This window comes from Pantoea sp. X-Soil-YNGN-775, assembly GCF_059730575.1.
On sequence record NZ_AP035945.1, the window covers coordinates 1439062 to 1457861 of the forward strand.

17 protein-coding genes are annotated in these 18800 nt (G+C 54.1%); 11 read left to right on the top strand and 6 right to left on the bottom strand.

Going from position 1 to position 18800, the window contains the following annotated elements; genetic code table 11:
• Window positions 1-6: 6 nt before the first annotated feature.
• From AC6I8I_RS06680 to AC6I8I_RS06690, 3 genes are all read right to left on the bottom strand, one after another.
• Window positions 7-960: a sulfonate ABC transporter substrate-binding protein gene (locus AC6I8I_RS06680; RefSeq protein WP_497828457.1), complete on the bottom strand. Its 954-nt coding sequence runs from the start codon at window positions 958-960 to the stop codon at window positions 7-9.
• 13 nt (window positions 961-973) lie between these two features.
• Window positions 974-1525 carry an NADPH-dependent FMN reductase gene (ssuE, locus tag AC6I8I_RS06685; protein ID WP_312757314.1) on the bottom strand — a complete coding sequence of 184 codons (552 nt, stop codon included), beginning with the start codon at window positions 1523-1525 and terminating at the stop codon, window positions 974-976.
• A 573-nt stretch (window positions 1526-2098) separates the two neighbouring features.
• Window positions 2099-2284 carry a hypothetical protein gene (locus tag AC6I8I_RS06690; RefSeq protein WP_497828458.1) on the bottom strand — a complete coding sequence of 62 codons (186 nt, stop codon included), beginning with the start codon at window positions 2282-2284 and terminating at the stop codon, window positions 2099-2101.
• Between AC6I8I_RS06690 and AC6I8I_RS06695 the strand changes: the two genes are divergently transcribed.
• The 4 genes from AC6I8I_RS06695 (at window position 2274) to AC6I8I_RS06710 (ending at window position 6480) form a co-directional block, all read left to right on the top strand.
• Window positions 2274-3254, top strand: a complete 981-nt coding sequence (locus AC6I8I_RS06695; protein WP_312756479.1) for a glycosyltransferase family 2 protein — start codon at window positions 2274-2276, stop codon at window positions 3252-3254. The genes AC6I8I_RS06690 and AC6I8I_RS06695 overlap by 11 nt on opposite strands.
• A gap of 83 nt (window positions 3255-3337) precedes the next feature.
• On the top strand, window positions 3338-4639 hold the full coding sequence (locus AC6I8I_RS06700) for a flippase (protein WP_069728118.1): 1302 nt from the start codon (window positions 3338-3340) through the stop codon (window positions 4637-4639).
• 134 nt (window positions 4640-4773) lie between these two features.
• Window positions 4774-5784: a quinone-dependent dihydroorotate dehydrogenase gene (gene pyrD, locus AC6I8I_RS06705; RefSeq protein ID WP_312052694.1), complete on the top strand. Its 1011-nt coding sequence runs from the start codon at window positions 4774-4776 to the stop codon at window positions 5782-5784.
• Window positions 5785-5937: 153 nt separating this feature from the next.
• Entirely contained in the window at window positions 5938-6480 is a 543-nt protein-coding gene (locus AC6I8I_RS06710; protein WP_312052692.1) for a cell division protein ZapC, read from the top strand.
• Here AC6I8I_RS06710 and AC6I8I_RS06715 read toward each other — a convergent pair whose 3' ends face one another.
• A complete protein-coding gene (locus AC6I8I_RS06715; protein WP_497828459.1) occupies window positions 6481-7590 on the bottom strand; it encodes a YcbX family protein in 1110 nt (369 codons plus the stop codon).
• Window positions 7591-7701: 111 nt separating this feature from the next.
• Between AC6I8I_RS06715 and rlmKL the strand changes: the two genes are divergently transcribed.
• The 6 genes from rlmKL to rmf all read left to right on the top strand — a co-directional run bounded on the left by rlmKL (window position 7702) and on the right by rmf (window position 15670).
• Complete coding sequence (gene rlmKL, locus AC6I8I_RS06720) at window positions 7702-9816, top strand: bifunctional 23S rRNA (guanine(2069)-N(7))-methyltransferase RlmK/23S rRNA (guanine(2445)-N(2))-methyltransferase RlmL (RefSeq protein ID WP_497828460.1); 2115 nt, start codon at window positions 7702-7704, stop codon at window positions 9814-9816.
• 6 nt (window positions 9817-9822) lie between these two features.
• A complete protein-coding gene (locus tag AC6I8I_RS06725) occupies window positions 9823-11742 on the top strand; it encodes an ABC transporter ATP-binding protein (RefSeq protein WP_312756484.1) in 1920 nt (639 codons plus the stop codon).
• A 15-nt stretch (window positions 11743-11757) separates the two neighbouring features.
• Window positions 11758-13026, top strand: a complete 1269-nt coding sequence (gene pqiA / locus AC6I8I_RS06730; protein ID WP_312052686.1) for a membrane integrity-associated transporter subunit PqiA — start codon at window positions 11758-11760, stop codon at window positions 13024-13026.
• Complete coding sequence (gene pqiB, locus AC6I8I_RS06735) at window positions 13013-14656, top strand: intermembrane transport protein PqiB (RefSeq protein WP_312052685.1); 1644 nt, start codon at window positions 13013-13015, stop codon at window positions 14654-14656. Before pqiA ends, pqiB begins: the two co-directional genes overlap by 14 nt.
• On the top strand, window positions 14653-15222 hold the full coding sequence (gene pqiC, locus AC6I8I_RS06740) for a membrane integrity-associated transporter subunit PqiC (protein ID WP_312052684.1): 570 nt from the start codon (window positions 14653-14655) through the stop codon (window positions 15220-15222). The genes pqiB and pqiC overlap by 4 nt, the downstream gene beginning before the upstream one ends.
• Window positions 15223-15502: 280 nt before the next feature.
• Complete coding sequence (gene rmf / locus AC6I8I_RS06745; RefSeq protein WP_072050988.1) at window positions 15503-15670, top strand: ribosome modulation factor; 168 nt, start codon at window positions 15503-15505, stop codon at window positions 15668-15670.
• Between the two features lie 68 nt (window positions 15671-15738).
• Here the strand turns inward: rmf and fabA are convergent, their stop codons facing one another.
• Window positions 15739-16257, bottom strand: a complete 519-nt coding sequence (gene fabA, locus AC6I8I_RS06750) for a bifunctional 3-hydroxydecanoyl-ACP dehydratase/trans-2-decenoyl-ACP isomerase (protein ID WP_008925876.1) — start codon at window positions 16255-16257, stop codon at window positions 15739-15741.
• A 68-nt stretch (window positions 16258-16325) separates the two neighbouring features.
• Window positions 16326-18194 carry an AAA family ATPase gene (locus AC6I8I_RS06755; RefSeq protein WP_312052682.1) on the bottom strand — a complete coding sequence of 623 codons (1869 nt, stop codon included), beginning with the start codon at window positions 18192-18194 and terminating at the stop codon, window positions 16326-16328.
• Between the two features lie 53 nt (window positions 18195-18247).
• Between AC6I8I_RS06755 and matP the strand changes: the two genes are divergently transcribed.
• Window positions 18248-18715, top strand: a complete 468-nt coding sequence (gene matP, locus AC6I8I_RS06760) for a macrodomain Ter protein MatP (protein WP_497828461.1) — start codon at window positions 18248-18250, stop codon at window positions 18713-18715.
• Window positions 18716-18800: the final 85 nt, after the last annotated feature.

Below are 18800 nucleotides of genomic sequence, written 5' to 3' on the forward strand. Positions count from 1 at the left end.
TGCTCCTTATTGAGTCACGGTATGCGGTTGCCAGATGCGATCGCGAATCGACACTTTCACTGGCAGCAGATGATTGGCATAGAACAGGTCAGCGGTGTGCTGCTGGGCAACCGCCGTTTTGTCGCTAACCGGCGTAATGGTGGTGGGCGGACGATGGCTGAGATAGCTGGCGATCACCGGCTCGGGTAAGCCTATCGCCTGCGCTAACAGCGTAATACTCTGTGGCCGCTGGCTGACGGTCAGCGCATCGGCTGCACTAAAGGTGTCCAGCACCTGCTGAATGAATGCACCGTGCGCCTCGGCATAACTGCGGGTGGCTAAATAGAACGAGCCGGTCAGATTGAGTTTGCTGCCATCAACCAGCACCCGAGAATTGCCCTGTAACAGCACCGACGAGTAATAGGGATCCCAGATCGCCCAGGCATCAACATTTCCCTGCTGAAACGCGGCGCGTGCATCCGCGGGGGTAAGATAAACCGGGGTGATATCTTTAAAGCTCAGGCCGGCCTGCTGCAGGGCGCGCAACAGTAAATTGTGTGAGCTGGAGCCTTTCTGAAAGGCCACTTTCTTGCCCTTCAGATCGGCGACCTGTTGCAGCGTGCTGGTTTTCGGGACCAGAATCACTTCAGCCTGCGGCTTGGGTGGTTCGGAACCGACGTAGAGTAAATCAGCGCCCGCTGCCTGGGCGAACAGCGGCGGAAGATCGCCGGTACTGCCAAGGTCAATACTGTTCACATTCAGCGCTTCCAGCATCTGCGGGCCGGCCGGAAATTCAATCCACTGAATTTTGGTGTGCGGAAAACGCTTCTCTAATAGCTGGTGCGACTTGGCCAGCACCATACTGACTGACCCTTTTTGATAACCAATACGGATTTGTGCCGGATCGGGCTCAGCAGCCTGCGCCTGCAGACCCGCCAGTAATAATCCCGCCGTCAGCCATTTAACGAATCTCTGTTTCATCGAACTGCTCCTTTTATACCGCTTGTGCAACGGGATGGTGATGACGGGTCAGCGCCAGCCAGAACGCGGCTACCGCGTCGTCAAGGCGCTGTGCCAGCGAGTCCTGTAGCTCCGGCTGACGATCGTAATGATGAATCTGGTTATCTTCGGCATACACGCCATGCAGAATTTCCTGCGCTTTCAGGGCGTTGAGCACCGGCTTTAGCGCATAGTCGAGGGCCAGCATATGGCCTGCACTGCCGCCGCTGGCTAAGGGCAGCACCACCTTGTGCTCTAACGCACGTTCCGGCAGCAGATCGAGCAGGGTTTTGAGTGCACCAGAAAAAGAGGCTTTATAGATAGGCGTCGCCACAATCAGGCCATCCGCAGTGGCCAGATCTTCACGTAATGCCAGCAGCGCCGGGGCGTCAAAACGCGCATTGATCAGATCGTCCGGCTGGAAGTTATGAATATTCCACGGAATGACTTCGATACCCCGTGCTTCCAGTTTGTGCTGACACAGCGTCAGTAGCGACGTTGAGCGTGAAGGAAACCGTGGGCTGCCTGCCAGCGTAATAACTCGCATCATCACTCCTTATAACTAAAAGTTATTGATTATCTAATGTTGAGAACTTATGCCTTCATACTGTCAGAGCAGGGGAGTGGGCTTAAATGATTTATCCGGCAATCTAAAAGTGAAATCTGCAAATAGGCGGGCTAAGCAATAAGCGATGGTAAAGCGGCTTCCGATAATTCTTAAATTTTGGGCTGTCCGTCCGATTACTCATTAAAGCTCATGAAGCGAGATCACAAAATAAGCGAGCCGCCGCCAGTAAATCATCCGCAGACTGATTGCTTAACCATTCTTATTATGGTGAGGGGCGTGAAAAACGAGGCGGCTGGGCAAATAATCGGAAAAAACGATATAAAATCAACCCCTCCCAGGGTGGTAGAGTAACAACAGCTCAGATTAATTGCAGAAAGGTCACTGAAACGAAAACAATGTAATAATGAAGATATTAACGCTTTCAGGCATTCGCTTACATTTTCCGGAGACCGGTTACCGCTGCTTTTTACTGCAAAATTAAATCAATCCTCAACCGTTTTAACATCCCACCAGACTATAGATGCAACTTATTTAACAGTGACAGCCCGTTTTTCACTGCGCTATTTTTTCCCGACTGGTCTTTATCGGCTTAACCGGTTTAAGATAATCAGGCTCAAAGTAAGCAGCTTTAATAATGAATACTTCTTTTCCGACGTTTCGCCTCTGGTCATGACCTGCATCAGGCAGGTGAATCGTATTGTCATTTTCTAACAGCAGAGAATTGCCTATGTCTGACATCCTGTTATCGGTGATTATTCCGACTTACAACGTTGAGAAATATATTGTGGAGTGCGTTGATTCATTATTGCGTCAGGTAAAAGCGCCGAATGAAATAATCATTGTAAATGATGGATCAACCGATGGAACACTGGCCCTGATTGAGCAGAATTATGCGCATCTTTCTCAGGTAAAAGTGATCACCATTGAAAATGGCGGACTGGGCAATGCCCGCGATACCGGTATTGCGCTGGCGCAGGGCGAGTTCCTGTTCTTCTGTGACCCGGATGACGTGGTGGTTGATGGGCTGGTGGCGGAGCTGGCCAGCGTCGTGGAGAAACATCCCCGCACCGACCTGTTCTGCTTTAATTCCTGCGTCTACGAAGATGGCCATATTGAGATAACCTCACCCAAAGTCAAACATGACCAGTTTGGTGTGCAGCGGCCTCAGGAAGTCTTTATGCGCCTGCTGCGTAACGGCAGCTATACCTCGGCGGTGTGGAACTACGTGCTGAGAAAAAGCGTGATAGAGCAGCATAAATTACGCTTCGTTCGCCGGATTCATGAAGATCATAATTTCACGCTGTCGGTATTTATGAAATGTCAGCAGGCGTGGGTTAGTCGTCAGGTTTATTATAAGCAGCGTATTCGCAGCGGCTCGCTGACAAACAGTACCAAAGGTGATGAGTTTTTCTTTCAGCGCTACGACGCGTTTATGCACGCTTACAATACCTTAAATAGCTCCCAGGCTAAAACAGAGTGGCGTACGACGCTGGAGAAAGCCTATTTAACCCACTCGTTCCGCCTGATGATCTATTTATCGCTGTATAATCAAACGCCGGTGCCGGAATATGTGCGTAATGCCATTCGTTTTATGGGGCGTGGTGTGAAAGCACAAAACTTTAAAGAGTGGTTGCTGTTCAATCAACCGGACCTGTTTATTGCCTTGCAGAGCTACAAGGTCAAAAAAGAAATTAACCGCGCAGCCTGATTCTGAAAAGTGTTTAGCAATATTGTTTATGCCTTAGCGAAATGAGAAGGTGAGACATGCAATGTGTATAAGGTTGTTGCGACATGGCAAAAGTTCTTGATAAAAGTCTGATTATTAATATCTTCTCACTGCTGGCCTACCGCGGCGCTTCGTTTCTGTTTCCGCTGGCGACCTTGCCTTATCTGGCGCGCATCCTCGGCGTCGAACAGATGGGGACCCTGGCGCTGGCGATTGCCTGCGTGCTCTATTGCAGCACCATCTCCGACTGGGGGTTTAATGTCTTTACCACCAAAGATATTGCTCACCATCGTGATGACAAAGCGCGGGTCAGTCAGCTGTTCTGGTCGACCTTCAATGCCAAACTGATGCTGCTGGTGCTGACCAGCGGCACCTTGCTGACGGCCACCTGGTTTAATCCGGCCTGGCATCCGCTGTTCTTTATTATTCTTGCCAACTGCACCACGCTGATCGGCTCGCTGTTTTCGTTTGGCTGGCTGATGCAGGGCTTTGAGAAGCTCGGCAAAACGGCGGTGATTGCCACCTTTGGTAACTTCTGCGCTATCCCGCTGACCTTTTTGCTGGTCAAAACACCTGAGGATACCTGGCTGGCTGCCCTGATCCCGGGGGCCGTTTCGATTATCAGTGCGGCCATCACCCTGAAATTTGTGCTGGAGATGAAGGTGATTGGCCGTTACCGCTTTGAGCCACGCGAAATCAAACAGCGCATCACCGACAGCATGGATGTGTTTATCGCTATCGCCGGGGCCAATCTGTTTAACAGCGTCAATGTGGTAATCCTCGCCTCGTTTACCTCGCACTACATGGTCGGTATTTACAACGGGGCAGATCGCCTGCGTAAAGCGGCCAACTCGGTGCCGGAACAGATCGGCAGCGCCTTCTTCCCACGCGTCAGCCACCTGTTTGGACGCGATAAGCGCGCCGCGATTGCCGCCACCCGTAAAAGTTTGCTGCTCTCGTTTTCTCTCAGCCTGTCGATTGTGATATTTACCTGGCTGTTTGCCGATCAGGTGGTGTCACTGCTGCTGGGCAAGGCGTTTATGCCGTCGGCGGATGTGCTGCGGGTGTTCGTGCTCTGCTTCCTGTTCGGCAATATCTCTTATCCAGCCGGTTTGCAGATTCTGATCCCGCACGGCCTGGCGCGCCAGCGTATGCTGGTGATGATGGCGGCTGGGGTCATCAACGTGCCGCTTTGCTGCCTGCTGGCGTGGCAGTATGGGGCGATAGGTGCTGCCTGGTCGATGGTGCTGGCGGAAGCGTTCGTCTGCATCGGCATTTTTGGCATCATGCTGCGGCGCGGTATTCTGCGTGAATACCTGTTTCCCGCCCACGCCCGAATCGACCCCGTAAACGATTCCGTGGGGTAAGATCAACTCAGCTTCAGATACTTTTCCCCTTCCTCGCCGTTCGATTTACTTTTGCGCCAGAGCACTTTACCATTCTGGCGCACATTTTCCCGTGCACCGACTTTCACGATTGCTTCCGTCCTTCAGGAGAGTGCATGTTTTATCCTATCGTCCGACCGGCGCTGTTTAAACTCGACCCCGAGCGCGCGCACGAACTCACCTTTCAGCAACTGCGTTTCATGAGCGGCACACCGCTGGAAGGGTTAATCCGCCAGAAGCTGCCGTCGCGTCCGGTAACCTGTATGGGATTAACCTTTGATAACGCCCTCGGCCTGGCGGCAGGTCTGGATAAAAATGCCGAATGTATCGATGCCTTTGGCGCAATGGGCTTCGGCTTCGTTGAGGTCGGTACCGTCACGCCACGTGCCCAGCCGGGCAATGACAAACCGCGGATGTTTCGTTTAGTCGAAGCGGGCGGCATTATTAATCGCATGGGGTTCAATAATCTCGGCGTTGATCACCTGGTTGAAAACGTCAAAAAAGCACGTTTTAAAGGGGTACTGGGGATCAATATTGGCAAGAATAAAGATACCCCGGTCGAGCAAGGCAAAGAGGACTATCTGATCTGCATGGAAAAGGTCTACGCCCATGCCGGTTATATTGCGATCAATATCTCCTCGCCGAACACCCCGGGATTACGCTCACTGCAATATGGCGAAGCGCTGGACGATCTGCTGGTCTCGATCAAACAAAAACAAAAAGAGCTGGAACAGCGTCACTTAAAATATGTTCCGGTGGCGGTAAAAATCGCCCCCGACCTCACCGAAGAAGAGTTAATTCAGGTCGCCGACAGTTTAGTCCGTCACCAGATTGATGGCGTCATTGCCACCAATACCACCCTCGATCGTTCACTGGTGAGTGGCCTTAAATATGCTGAAGAGGCCGGTGGGCTAAGTGGTCGTCCGGTCCAGTCGCGCAGCACTGAGGTGATTCAGCGCCTGTCTCAGGAGCTGAAGGGTCGACTGCCAGTTATTGGTGTAGGCGGGATTGATTCGTTGACTGCGGCACGCGAAAAGATCGCAGCGGGTGCGACGCTGGTACAGATTTATTCCGGCTTTATTTATCAGGGACCAGGATTAATTAAAGATATCGTCACTTATCTCTAAGACATTTCTTACAATCGTCAGCCGGGGGGTTTATTTATCCTTCCGGCTCGTTTATATTTTGGCCTGTTGCACGAATTTTCAGCTTTTCCTTATGTTTCTTTTTTCGCTGAATTCTGCGTGATTTTTGGCGCAGCGGTAAATACAGGGCACACTATGAAAATCAAACCTGATGATAACTGGCGTTGGTATTTTGATGCCAGCCACGACCGAATGATGCTCGACCTGGCTGACGGTATGCTTTTTCGTTCCCGCTATTCCCGCAAAATGCTCACCCCGGATGCGTTTAATGAAACCGGCTTTTGTGTTGATGACGCCGCGCTCTATTACACCTTTGAAGAGACCTGTCGGCAGTGTAAGTTGAGCAGCCAGCACCGCGCGGAGCTGGTGTTAAATGCGCTGGTGGCGGCACGATTCCTGAAACCGCTGATGCCGAAAAGCTGGCATTTCTCATCTTATGCGCCCGCCCTGCAGCCGAATATCGGTGAGATGGTGCAGGTCACGCTGGCGGACAATGGCGAACCGGCACGTCTGCTGGTGGTGGAGAAGGGCGATAACGCCGCACTCTGCCTGCTGGCACAGCCCGGTCTGACGCTGGCGGGTAAGTCGATGGTGCTTGGCGATGCTATCAAAGTGATGAACGACCGCCTGCAACCTTACTGTCAGGATATTATGCCGCGCTATGCCCGCGCGGTGTAATCAGTTCAGTTCCACATCGCCAGCCGGAATACAGCTGCAACTCAACAGGGTGCCATCCTGACCTATGGCGCTTTGCTTGAGGGCCTTAACTTCCCCCGCAACCAGCCTGAGTTTACAACTGCCGCATAAACCTGCCCGGCAAGAGTAGGGGATACGGAACCCCTGCATCTCCAGCTGTTCCAGCAACACCTGCTGATTATCACCGGTGAAGGTCTGGCCCTGAAAGGTAATGTTGACGGCCGACGGCGCCTGCCGCTGGGGTTGCAGCGTCTGAACCACCTCACCCGCGCCGTAAACACGCGGCGAACGTCGTTTAATAACGGTAACCGTATCACCGGCGCGAACCACGCCCGAATTGCGGGCAATTAAATTCAGACCGAAATCAATGTCGCCACTGCCGTCCTGCGCGCTGCGAAAGCCCTGCAATGTCGCCAGGGGCTGGCCAGCCGGATGTTTATGCCCGGTCTCCGGGCTGACGGTGGTGAACACGCAGCGGCTGCACGGTTTGGTGACTTCGAATAACACCTCGCCAATCTTAATCTCCGCCCAGCTATCTTCTTCCCAGGCTGCGGGACCGCTGACCACCAGATTCGGCCGAAACTGTTCAACACGGACGCTGGCCGGGCAGCGCTGTTGCAGATCGGCTAACGAGGCGCTGTTGACCAGCAGAAACGGAAAGCCATCGGCAAAGCTGAGCGGCACTGACGCGAAATTTTTGACCCGTCGGGTGGGTTGCGGACCGACCCAGCGCACCTGCACCTCGCGCGGAAAGAACTGACTGAGCCACTGGTTGATTGCCTCTGGCGCGATACGGGCGGTGAAATGGTTGCCCCAGACTTCAGTCGGATGATACTGCCCGCTGAAATCACTGAAGCTAACGCTTGAATGGCTGCCGTCCGGTGCCAGCAGCAGCAGGCCATCCGGCAGAATCACCGGTGTGAAACGGACCATCTCCGGGTATTGTCGCGCCGTAATAAAGGTTCCATCAGGTTCAGTCACCATGAACAGGCGATCAAACGCCAGTCCGCTGTCTGAAACCTGCGCATGCGACAGTTGCAATCCCCGCATCGACTTCACAGGATGAATAAATAAGCGGGAAAGCGTAATCATGGTGATCTCCTTGAAACCAGGCGCGCAAGACAAAAGTAGCTAACTTTATGACATAGGTCTCCGATTCGCTATAATGCGCAACAATTTTCTCAAGAGTTAAAAAGTGACGATATGAATTCTCTGTTTGCCAGCACGGCGCGTGGGCTCGAAGAGCTGTTAAAAAGTGAGCTGGACGCGCTGGGCGCGCAGGATTTGCAGGTGGTGCAGGGCGGTGTTCACTACCAGGCCGACGAGCGCGTAATGTATCAAAGCCTGATGTGGAGCCGTTTAGCCTCACGCATCCTGCTGCCGCTGGGAGAGTTTGGCGTCTACAGCGATCTGGATCTTTATCTGGGTGTGCAAAGCGTTGACTGGCCAACGATGTTCGGCAGCGACAAAACCTTTGTGGTGCACTTTAGCGGAACCAATGATTCGATTCGCAACAGCCAGTTCGGTGCCCTGAAGGTGAAAGACGCCATTGTCGACAGCTTTACCCGCCAGAATCTGGAGCGTCCGAATGTGGATCGCGAGCAGGCGGATATCCGGATTAACGTCTGGCTGAACGACGATCGCGCCAGTATTGCGCTGGATCTGAGCGGCAGTGCGCTGCATCAGCGCGGCTACCGCCAGCAGACCGGACAGGCACCGCTGAAAGAGAACCTGGCCGCGGCGATCGTGCTGCGTTCAGGCTGGCAGCCAACCACGCCGCTGATCGATCCGATGTGCGGATCGGGCACGCTGCTGATCGAAGCGGCACTGATCGCCTGCGATCGCGCGCCAGGCCTGTTGCGTAAGCACTGGGGCTTCACCGCATGGAGTCAGTTTAACGCCGCGCTGTGGCAGGAAGTGAAAACCGAAGCGCAGACCCGCGCCCGTAACGGCACGGCGGCGACTCAGGCACGCTTCTTCGGCTATGACAACAATGGTCGGGTGCTGGAATGGGCGCAGGCCAATGCCCGTCGTGCTGGCGTATTCGAACTCTTTACCTTCGGCCAGCAGGATCTGCTGAAGCTGACTAACCCGGTCGATCCACTGATCCACGGCACGGTGCTGTGCAACCCCCCTTACGGTGAACGTCTGGAGAGTGAGCCGGCGCTGATTGCGCTGCACAGCCAGCTCGGACGCCTGATGAAGCTGCACTTTGGCGGCTGGAATCTGTCGCTGTTCAGCGCCTCGCCGGAACTGCTGAGCTGTCTGCAACTGCGCGCCGATCGCCAGTTCAAAGCGAAAAACGGTCCGCTGGATTGCGTGCAGAAAAATTATCAGCTTTCGGTCAACAGCGGTGAAAGCGCCGGCCAGATCGCGGAAGATTACGCCAACCGCCTGCGTAAAAATCTGAAGAAGCTGGAGAAGTGGGCGCGGCAGGAAGGCATTGAGTGTTATCGCATTTATGATGCCGATCTGCCGGACTACAACGTGGCGGTCGATCGCTACGCCGATTGGGTGATCATTCAGGAATATGCGCCGCCGAAAACCATCGATCCGAACAAAGCGCGCCAGCGCCTGTTCGATGTGATCAGTGCGACGCTCACCGTGCTTGAACTGCCCGCCGACCGTCTGATCCTGAAAACGCGTGAACGCCAGAAAGGCAAAGCGCAGTATCAGAAGCTCAGCGAGAAGGGCGACTATTTTGAGGTCAAAGAGTTTAATGCGCGTTTCTGGGTCAACCTGACTGATTATCTCGACACCGGTCTGTTTCTTGATCACCGAATTGCGCGCAAAATGCTGGGTCAGATGAGTCAGGGAAAAGACTTCCTTAACCTGTTTGCCTATACCGGCACCGCCAGCGTGCACGCCGGTCTCGGCGGCGCGCGCTCAACCACCACGGTGGATATGTCACGTACCTATCTGGAGTGGGCGGAGCGCAATTTACGTCTGAACGGCCTGACCGGTCGTCAGCATCGCCTGATGCAGGCGGATTGCCTGAGCTGGCTGAATGAAAGTGATGAGAATTTTGATCTGATCTTTATCGATCCGCCGACCTTCTCGAACTCAAAACGTATGGAAGAGAGCTTCGACGTGCAGCGCGATCACATGATGCTGATGCGCAACCTGAAGCGTCTGCTGCGTCGCGGCGGCACCATCATGTTCTCCAATAACAAACGTGGTTTCAAAATGGATATGGATGGTCTGAAGGCGTTGGGCCTGCAGGCGCAGGACATTACCCAAAAAACGCAGTCGCAGGACTTCGCGCGTAACCGTCAAATTCACAACTGCTGGCTGATCACTCACGTCGGTAAGGAATAAGTTTACATGTCATTAATCAGTATCCACGGCGCTTATCTCTCCTTCAGCGATGCGCCGCTGTTAGACAATACCGAACTGCACATCGAAGAGAACGAGCGCGTCTGTCTGGTGGGCCGTAACGGTGCCGGTAAATCGACCCTGATGAAGATCATCAACGGCGAACAGCCGCTGGATGATGGTCGCATCGTTTATGAAACCGATTTAGTTGTTGCGCGTCTGCAGCAGGACCCGCCGCGCAATATTACCGGTTCAGTGTATGACTTCGTCGCCGAAGGCGTGGAAGAACAGGCCGAACATCTTAAGGCTTATCACGCCATTTCCCATGTGGTGATGGAAGATCCCAGCGATAAAAACCTCAATGAAATGGCGCGTTTGCAGAGCATTCTCGACCACCAGAATTTGTGGCAGCTGGAAAGCCGTATCAATGATGTGCTGGAGCAGATTGGTCTGCAGCCCGATACCGAACTTTCATCGCTGTCGGGTGGCTGGCTGCGTAAAGCGGCGCTTGGTCGGGCGCTGGTCAGCAATCCGCGCGTACTGATGCTGGATGAGCCGACGAACCACCTCGATATCGAAACCATCGACTGGCTGGAAACTTTCCTGAAGAACTTCAGCGGCAGCATCGTGTTTATCTCGCATGACCGTTCGTTTATTCGCAACATGGCGACGCGAATTGTCGATCTCGACCGCGGTAAACTGGTTTCCTGGCCGGGCAATTATGACCAGTATCTCGAAGGGAAAGAGGAAGCGCTGCGCGTCGAAGAGATGCAGAACGCGGAATTCGACCGCAAGCTGGCGCAGGAAGAGGTCTGGATCCGTCAGGGCATCAAAGCGCGCCGTACCCGTAACGAAGGCCGCGTGCGTGCGCTGAAAGCGCTGCGTCGTGAACGTTCAGAACGTCGCGAAGTGATGGGCAAAGCCAACATGCAGGTGGGCGAAGCGTCGCGCTCGGGCAAAATCGTGTTTGAGCTGGAAAACGTCGACTATGCGGTTGACGGCAAAGTGTTGGTGAAAAACTTCTCTTCCCAGGTGCAGCGTGGCGATAAAATTGCGCTGATCGGCCCGAACGGCTGCGGTAAAACCACTTTACTGCGCCTGATGCTGCAGCAGCTGCAAGCCGATCATGGCCGCGTTCATTCTGGCACCAAGCTGGAAGTGGCCTATTTCGACCAGCACCGCGCCGAGCTCGATCCGGACCGCACCGTGATGGATAACCTTGCTGAAGGCAAGCAGGAAGTGCTGGTCAACGGCAAGCCGCGTCACGTGCTGGGCTATCTGCAGGACTTCCTGTTCCACCCTAAACGCGCCATGACGCCGGTGCGTGCCTTGTCCGGTGGTGAGCGTAACCGCCTGCTGCTGGCGCGTCTGTTCCTGCGTCCCAGCAACCTGATGATTCTCGATGAACCGACCAACGACCTCGACGTTGAAACGCTGGAGCTGCTGGAAGAGCTGATTGATGGCTATCAGGGCACCGTGCTGCTGGTGAGCCACGATCGTCAGTTTGTCGACAATACCGTCACCGAGTGCTGGATCTTCGAAGGCAACGGTGAAATTGGCACCTTCGTCGGCGGCTATCACGATGCCCAACAGCAGCGTGCGGCCTATAAGCAGCAGAAAGCGGGCGCACCGGCCAAAGCCGCGAGCACTGTGGCAAAACCTGCGACAGAGAAAAACGAGGCTGCCAAACGCAGCGTCAACAAACTAAGCTATAACCTGGCGCGTGAGCTGGAACAGCTGCCGCAAAAGCTGGAACAGCTGGAAGCGAGAATTGGCGAACTGCAGGCGAAAATGAGTCATCCGGACTTCTTCAGCCAGGCCCATGATCAAACGCAACCGGTACTGGACAGTCTGGCGCAGGCTGAGCAGGAACTGGAAACCGCTTTCGCGCGTTGGGAAGAGCTTGAGTCAATGAAAAACGGCGCGTAGAGCAAGGGATAACGGATGTGTTCAGCAGATAAAAGTGACGCGTGGATGCTCTGTCCACAATGCGATTTAATGAATAAGCTGCCGGACATCCCCGTTGGCAGCCGTGCCTCATGCCCGCGCTGTCACACTTCCCTGACGGCGAACTGGTACGAGCCGCGCAGGCGGCCAACCGGTTATGCGCTGGCCGCCTTGTTTATGCTGCTGCTGGCTAACCTGTTTCCATTTATCACCATGAAAGTGGCCGGGCTCAGCAGCCAGATCACTCTGACAGAGATACCGCAGGTGATGGTGTCGGAGGACTACAGCAGCCTGGCGACGCTGTTCCTGCTGTTTGTTCAGGCGATTCCGGCGTTCTGCATGGTCACCATTCTGCTGCTGGTAAATCCGGTGCCGCTGCCCAACAGCCTGAAACTGGGGCTGGCGCGCATACTGTTTCAGTTACGCAACTGGGGCATGGCGGAAATCTTCATGGCGGGGGTGCTGGTCAGTTTCGTCAAGCTGATGGCGTATGGCGATATCGGGTTGGAAACCAGCTTCTGGCCGTGGTGTCTGTTCTGCCTGCTGCAACTGCGGGCCTTTCAATGCATCGATCGGCGTCAGCTGTGGCAGAGCATTGCGCCACTACCCGCTCTGCCGCATCCACCCAAAGTTGGCGTCACCGGCCTGCAGCAGGACTTGCGATCTTGTCCCTGCTGCACCGCCATTCTGTCGGCAGAGCAGCGCCACTGTACCCGCTGCGGAGTGGTGGCATCAGTGCGTCGTAAACACAGCCTGCAATGGACGCTGGCGCTGCTGCTGACTTCGGTCATTCTCTATATTCCCGCTAACCTGATGCCCATTATGGTGACAGAAACGCTGGGCAGCGCTTATCCCTCCAATATTATGGCGGGCGTGATCTTACTGTGGAGCGACGGGTCTTATCCGGTGGCGCTGGTGATTTTTATCGCCAGTATTATGGTGCCGACGCTGAAAATGCTGGCGATCGGCTGGCTCTGCTGGGATGCCGGCGGACGTGGAAGCCATGATAGCCACAAGATGCACCTGATTTATGAAGTGGTTGAATTTGTTGGTCGCTGGTCGATGATCGACGTATTTGTGATTGCCGTGCTCTCTGCGCTGGTGCGCATGGGGCAATTAATGAGTGTGTATCCCGCGTGGGGGGCAGTGTTATTTGCGCTGGTGGTCATTCTGACCATGATTGCTGCAATGGCCTTTGACCCGCGATTAACCTGGGATCGTGTACGCGAAAACAATATTAAGGAGTCGCGCCTTGACGGAAACTAATCACGGCCATGCAAAGGTGGAACAGATCAAGCGCTGGTCGCCAGTCTGGATTGTCCCCATCGTTACGCTGTTAATCGGCGGATGGATTCTGTTCTATCACTTCAGCCACCAGGGTCCGGTCGTTACTCTGATTACCGAAAATGCTGAAGGCATTGAAGCAGGTAAAACCACCATCAAAAGCCGCAGCGTTGATGTCGGTGTGGTCGAGAGCGCAGTGCTGAGCGACGATCTGCATCACGTAGAAATCAAAGCCCGCCTCAATGCCGGTATGGGAAAACTGTTGCACAAAGACAGCGTTTTCTGGGTGGTTAAACCGCAAATTGGTCGCGAAGGCATCAGCGGTCTGGGAACCCTGCTGTCAGGTGCCTATATTGAATTACAGCCGGGTACCAAAAGTGAAGCGCCTGAACAGTTTAACCTGCTGGATGCGCCACCATTAGCGCCACCGGATGCTAAAGGCATCCGCATTATCCTCGACAGCAAAAAAGCCGGCCAGCTGAATCCGGGCGATCCGGTGCTGTTCCGTGGCTATCGCGTGGGTACGGTTGAAACCAGCACCTTCGATACCGATAAACGCATGATGACTTATCAGCTGTTTATCGCGGCACCGTACGATCGGCTGGTGACCACCAATGTCCGCTTCTGGAAGGACAGTGGCATCGCCGTCGACATGTCTGCCTCAGGTATGCGGGTGGAAATGGGATCGCTGACCACGCTGTTCAGCGGTGGCGTCAGCTTTGACGTGCCGGATGGCTGGGATCTGGGCCAGGCCGCACAGAATCAGTCTGATTATCATCTGTTTGACGATCAACGCAGCATTCAGGACTCGCTGTATACCGATCATATCGATTATCTGTTGTTCTTTACCGATTCGATTCGTGGCCTGCAGGCCGGTGCGCCGGTTGAATTCCGCGGCATTCGCCTCGGTACGGTGTCTGAAGCGCCACTGATGAAAGCGGGTCTGGATCAGGCGCTGAACAATGATTATCGGGTGCCGGTGCTGATCCGCATCGAACCGGATCGTTTCATCAGCCGACTGGGCGAAAACTTCGATCTGCAACAGCATCTGCAGGATGGTAAGAAACGCGGCCTGCGTGCCACGCTGAAAACCGGCAACCTGCTGTCTGGCGCGTTATACGTCGATCTCGACTTCTATGACAATGCGCCAGCTTACAAAGGGCCGCAGAAAGTATCGGGTTATGAAGTTATCCCGACCGTCAGCGGTGGCCTGAGTCAGATTCAGCAGAAGCTGATGGCGGCGCTGGATAAGATCAACGGACTGCCGCTTAACGGTATGATTAGCGAAGCGACCGGCACGCTGAAAGAGAGTCAGCGAACGATGCGTGACCTGCAACGCACCATCGAAAACATTAATAAAGTGACGGCCAGCCCGGCAATGAAAACGCTGCCGGAAGATATGCAACAGACCTTGCGTGAGCTGAACCGCAGCATGAAAGGACTGCAGCCAGGCTCGCCAGCGTACAGCAAGCTGGTCGGAGATATGCAGCGACTCGACCAGGTGCTGCGTGAACTGCAGCCGGTGCTGAAGACGCTGAATACCAAGAGCAACGCGCTGGTGTTTGAGGCGAAACCGGGACAGGATCCCCAGCCTAAGAGGGCGAAACAGTGAAGAAAGGAATGATACTCTCTGCCGCGCTGCTGCTGAGCGCGTGCAGCAGCACCATCGATAATACCTGGTATCAGCTGCCCTCCGGGGCGGCGCCGATGAAGGTCAGCAGTAGCAGCACCACTGAAGCGCAACCAATGCTGTGGGTTCAGCAGGTTACGGTGCCTGATTATCTGGCAGGTAACGGACTGGTCTATCAGACCAGTGACGTAAAATATGTTATCGCCGCCAATAACCTTTGGGCCAGCCCGCTCGATCAGCAACTGCAGCAAACGCTGATTACCAACCTCAGTAAAGCCCTGCCGGGCAGACTGGTCGCCGGTACGCCAATGGGCGCGCAGCACGACACCCTGAACGTGACCATTACTGGCTTCCAGGGTCGCTACGACGGCAAGGCGGTGATCAGTGGTGAGTGGACGCTCGAACATCAGGGTCATCTGACCAAGCAGGCGTTCAATCTGGCGCTGCCACAGACTGAAGATGGTTACGATGCGCTGGTCAGAACGCTGGCGGTGGGCTGGCAGCAAACCGCGCAGCAGATCGCCAACAGTACGGTTGCGTTAAATTAAGAAGAGTATGAATAAATAAGCTAAGCCCCTGATTTTCGTTAAGCACCAGCGACGAAAAACAGGGGTTTTTTTATTAGCGTAATCAGCGAGATAGTGTTGCCGGATCCATCACAAAATAGCGTAATTTTGTCAGACAGAGGTCACATTTATGACACTGGCGTGAAGATTGCGCATTGATCTTTGGGCGCGTAGCGGGTAGAACATTAGGGTGGTTGAACATTAATTCACCACCTTTTTCTTTCCACCAGATTCCACAGACCTTACATGAGGGACACGGAGTATGAAGAGACAGAAACGAGACCGCCTCGAACGCGCCCATTCACGTGGTTATCAGGCAGGCATTACTGGACGCTCAAAAGAGATGTGTCCGTATCAGATGATTGACGCTAAGTCTCACTGGTTGGGAGGTTGGCGACAAGCCATGGAGGACAGGTCGGTAGCTGCCTAGCCGGATGTCACTGAAAAGGGAATATAACCTCCGCTGCGCGCGGAGGTTTTCGTTTCAGGGGGAAACGTTTAGAAAGCTGCGGTATCTTTGAACAAGCCTACTTTCAGATCGCTGGCGGTATAGATCAGGTTGCCATCGACCAGCACTTCGCCATCGGCAACGCCCATCACCAGTTTGCGGTTGATGACGCGTTTGAAGTGGATACGGTAAGTGACCTTCTTCGCTTCAGGCAGAACCTGACCGGTAAATTTCACTTCACCCACGCCCAGCGCACGACCTTTACCTTCGCCGCCCAGCCAGCCCAGATAGAAACCGACCAGCTGCCACATGGCATCCAGGCCTAAGCAACCTGGCATCACCGGGTCGCCAATAAAGTGGCAGCCGAAGAACCAAAGGTCAGGATTGATATCCAGCTCTGCTTCAACAAAGCCTTTATCATATTTGCCGCCGTCTTCGGTCATCTTGACCACGCGGTCCATCATCAACATGTTGCCTGACGGAAGCGGCGGACCATTTTCGCCAAACAGTTCACCACGACCTGACAGAATCAGATCTTCTTTGGTATAGGATTCGCGTTTATCTACCATGTTTACAATAAGCCTTTTTTTAGTGAATCACGAATATTAGCGAACAGTTGTACGCTGAGCAAATCGGATTAACGGTGGTTAAACCAGTTAAGCCAGCGTAGTCCCCACGGACGGTGCGGCACGTCCGACTGGTGCAGTTGGCTAATACGTTCCTGAATGGTGCGCAGCAGGCTGTCGCCTTCACCATCCTCAGTATCCCAGACTTTGCCGGTCAGCAGCGGCAGTGCTTCATCAGCACGTTCAATCGCCCAGATATGGAAGCGACCTTGCTCAACCGCACTGACCACGGCCTGATTCAGACTCAGGTGGCGCACGTTGCAGGCGGGTATAATCACGCCCTGCTGGCCGGTCAGTTCACGCTGATGGCAAATATCGAAGAAACCTTCGATTTTTTCGTTCAGCCCGCCGACCGGCTGCACATTACCAAACTGATCGACCGAGCCGGTAACCGCAATTTGTTGATTGACCGGCTGGTTTGCCAGCGCACTGATCAGCGCACACAGCTCCGCCAGCGAGGCGCTGTCGCCGTCGACTTCAGAATAAGATTGTTCAAACACCAGCGAAGCCGAGAAGGGCAGCTGCTGCTCCAGTTCCAGTTCGGCAATCAGATAAGCCTGCATAATCATCATGCCTTTCGCATGAATATTGCCGCCCAGCTCTGCTTTGCGTTCAACGTCGGTAAATTCACCGTCGCCGGGATGCACTACGCAGGTAATACGTGACGGATCGCCCCAGGCGCGTGGATGGCCGGGATACTCCACCACTGACAGACCGTTAATCTGGCCGACCACTTCGCCTTCGGTTTCAATCAGAATCTGTTTCAGCAGGATCTCATCGCGCATCCGCTCGTTGAGATAATTTTCACGCCACAGGCGCGCTTCGAGTGCATCACGCAGCGCTTCCGCATTAAGCTTTTCGCCCATCAGTGCTGACTCACGCATCTGGCGTTGTAACCAGCGCGGGCAGAGCGGCAACGTTTCCTGATCGCCGCTAAAGCGTACGCCTTCTTTAATCAGTTCCGGCCAGAAATCCGCTTCCGGTAACGGTAGCCCGGCTTGCTGCGCCAGCTCAGCAGTCCAGCGGCACCAGGCGAGCATGTCATCTTCATCCAGAACCTGAATGTTCTCTTCAAATTCGGTGTAAATCGCCATTTCATGTGCTTCAGGATCGAGTTCCTGAAAATCAGCCAGCGCTTCACGATCGCCACACAGGACCAGATTTAACTGCAGCGGTAATGGCGGGATAGCGATCGGCAGCGGACGACGTTCATCCTGAGATGTCCAGTCGACATAACCCTGCTCGATGCATTTCTTCAGGCGTAGCCAGAGAATCGGCTGGGTCATAAAACTGCGCAGCGACAGCACCAGCGTGCCGCCATTGGCGCGATGGATCAGGCCCGGCTCAAGCTGGATACGATCCTTGTGCTGACGCACACAGCCAAACAGCTGTTCGGTCTCAATCCAGTCGGCGAAATGGATACCGCCCTGACTGGTGAAAGGGCGCTGCGGGTCAGAAGGGGGCTGCAGCGTGACGTTGTCGGCCATGATATGGTAATCACCACCATACAGCGTGGTGTTGTCCTCCATGACCCGCTGAGCCGCCTGGGCTATCAGCGCCAGGTAGTCGCGATTTTCCTGGCTGCGAACCAGCAGTAACGGGAATCCCTGCGTCTGGTGGTGTAAATGCGCCAGTGCATTCAGCAATCGGGGCTGTACCGTTGCCAGAGCATCGGTTTCTTCATCAGCAATTCGGGAGAAAACGGATTGGTATTGTGCGCTATCCGGCTGTAAGGTTTGCCACGTAAGTTGGGTGCTGGTCAAAATAATCGCATTTGTCTGATTTAAGAAAAGCGAGATTATACAGGATTCACCCTTGTTAAGCACTGCAGACTTCCTGTTGAAGATGTGATGCTGGCAGCATGTTTTTCGTTGCTGCATCCGGGAAAAAAGCTGTTATTCTTAGCTCGTTACGTGATCACGATGAGATTCCGATGAAATACCAGCAACTCGAAAATCTTGAAAGTGGATGGAAATGGAAATACCTGGTGAAAAAACATCGGGAGGGTGAACTGATCACGCGTCACCTTGAATTAAGTGCGGCGCAGGCGGCAGTCGATAAGCTGCTGGCGATGGAAAATAATCCGGTATCGGTAAATGAATGGATTGCTGAGCATATTCATGCCGATCTCGATAACCGGCTAAAGCAGACCATCCGTGCGCGACGCAAACGCCATTTCAACGCTGAACACCAGCATACGCGCAAGAAGTCGATCGACCTGGAGTATCTGGTCTGGCAACGACTGGCAGGACTGGCGCAGCGGCGTAACAGCACCTTGTCTGAGACGGTTGTTCAGTTGATTGAAGATGCGGAACGCAAAGAGAAGTATGCAAACCAGATGTCGAGCCTGAGAGAGGATCTGCAGGCGATTCTCGGTAAGTCTGGCTCAGAAAAAGAGTAACTAAGACCGGCGTAGCCGGGCCATTTTGCCGGCAGACCGGCATAAAAAAACCCCGCCTTAGCGGGGTTTTTTATTACGTATAAAC

What these genes read in the sequence shown, in the direction of transcription:
- AC6I8I_RS06725 (WP_312756484.1), top strand. Translation starts at nt 9,823, where the DNA reads ATGTCATTAATCAGTATCCACGGCGCTTATCTCTCCTTCAGCGATGCG.
- pyrD (WP_312052694.1), top strand. Translation starts at nt 4,774, where the DNA reads ATGTTTTATCCTATCGTCCGACCGGCGCTGTTTAAACTCGACCCCGAG.
- AC6I8I_RS06690 (WP_497828458.1), bottom strand. Translation starts at nt 2,284, where the DNA reads ATGTCAGACATAGGCAATTCTCTGCTGTTAGAAAATGACAATACGATT.
- rlmKL (WP_497828460.1), top strand. Translation starts at nt 7,702, where the DNA reads ATGAATTCTCTGTTTGCCAGCACGGCGCGTGGGCTCGAAGAGCTGTTA.
- matP (WP_497828461.1), top strand. Translation starts at nt 18,248, where the DNA reads ATGAAATACCAGCAACTCGAAAATCTTGAAAGTGGATGGAAATGGAAA.
- AC6I8I_RS06700 (WP_069728118.1), top strand. Translation starts at nt 3,338, where the DNA reads ATGGCAAAAGTTCTTGATAAAAGTCTGATTATTAATATCTTCTCACTG.
- fabA (WP_008925876.1), bottom strand. Translation starts at nt 16,257, where the DNA reads ATGGTAGATAAACGCGAATCCTATACCAAAGAAGATCTGATTCTGTCA.
- AC6I8I_RS06680 (WP_497828457.1), bottom strand. Translation starts at nt 960, where the DNA reads ATGAAACAGAGATTCGTTAAATGGCTGACGGCGGGATTATTACTGGCG.
- AC6I8I_RS06715 (WP_497828459.1), bottom strand. Translation starts at nt 7,590, where the DNA reads ATGATTACGCTTTCCCGCTTATTTATTCATCCTGTGAAGTCGATGCGG.
- AC6I8I_RS06695 (WP_312756479.1), top strand. Translation starts at nt 2,274, where the DNA reads ATGTCTGACATCCTGTTATCGGTGATTATTCCGACTTACAACGTTGAG.
- ssuE (WP_312757314.1), bottom strand. Translation starts at nt 1,525, where the DNA reads ATGCGAGTTATTACGCTGGCAGGCAGCCCACGGTTTCCTTCACGCTCA.
- AC6I8I_RS06710 (WP_312052692.1), top strand. Translation starts at nt 5,938, where the DNA reads ATGAAAATCAAACCTGATGATAACTGGCGTTGGTATTTTGATGCCAGC.
- rmf (WP_072050988.1), top strand. Translation starts at nt 15,503, where the DNA reads ATGAAGAGACAGAAACGAGACCGCCTCGAACGCGCCCATTCACGTGGT.
- pqiA (WP_312052686.1), top strand. Translation starts at nt 11,758, where the DNA reads ATGTGTTCAGCAGATAAAAGTGACGCGTGGATGCTCTGTCCACAATGC.
- AC6I8I_RS06755 (WP_312052682.1), bottom strand. Translation starts at nt 18,194, where the DNA reads ATGCAGCAACGAAAAACATGCTGCCAGCATCACATCTTCAACAGGAAG.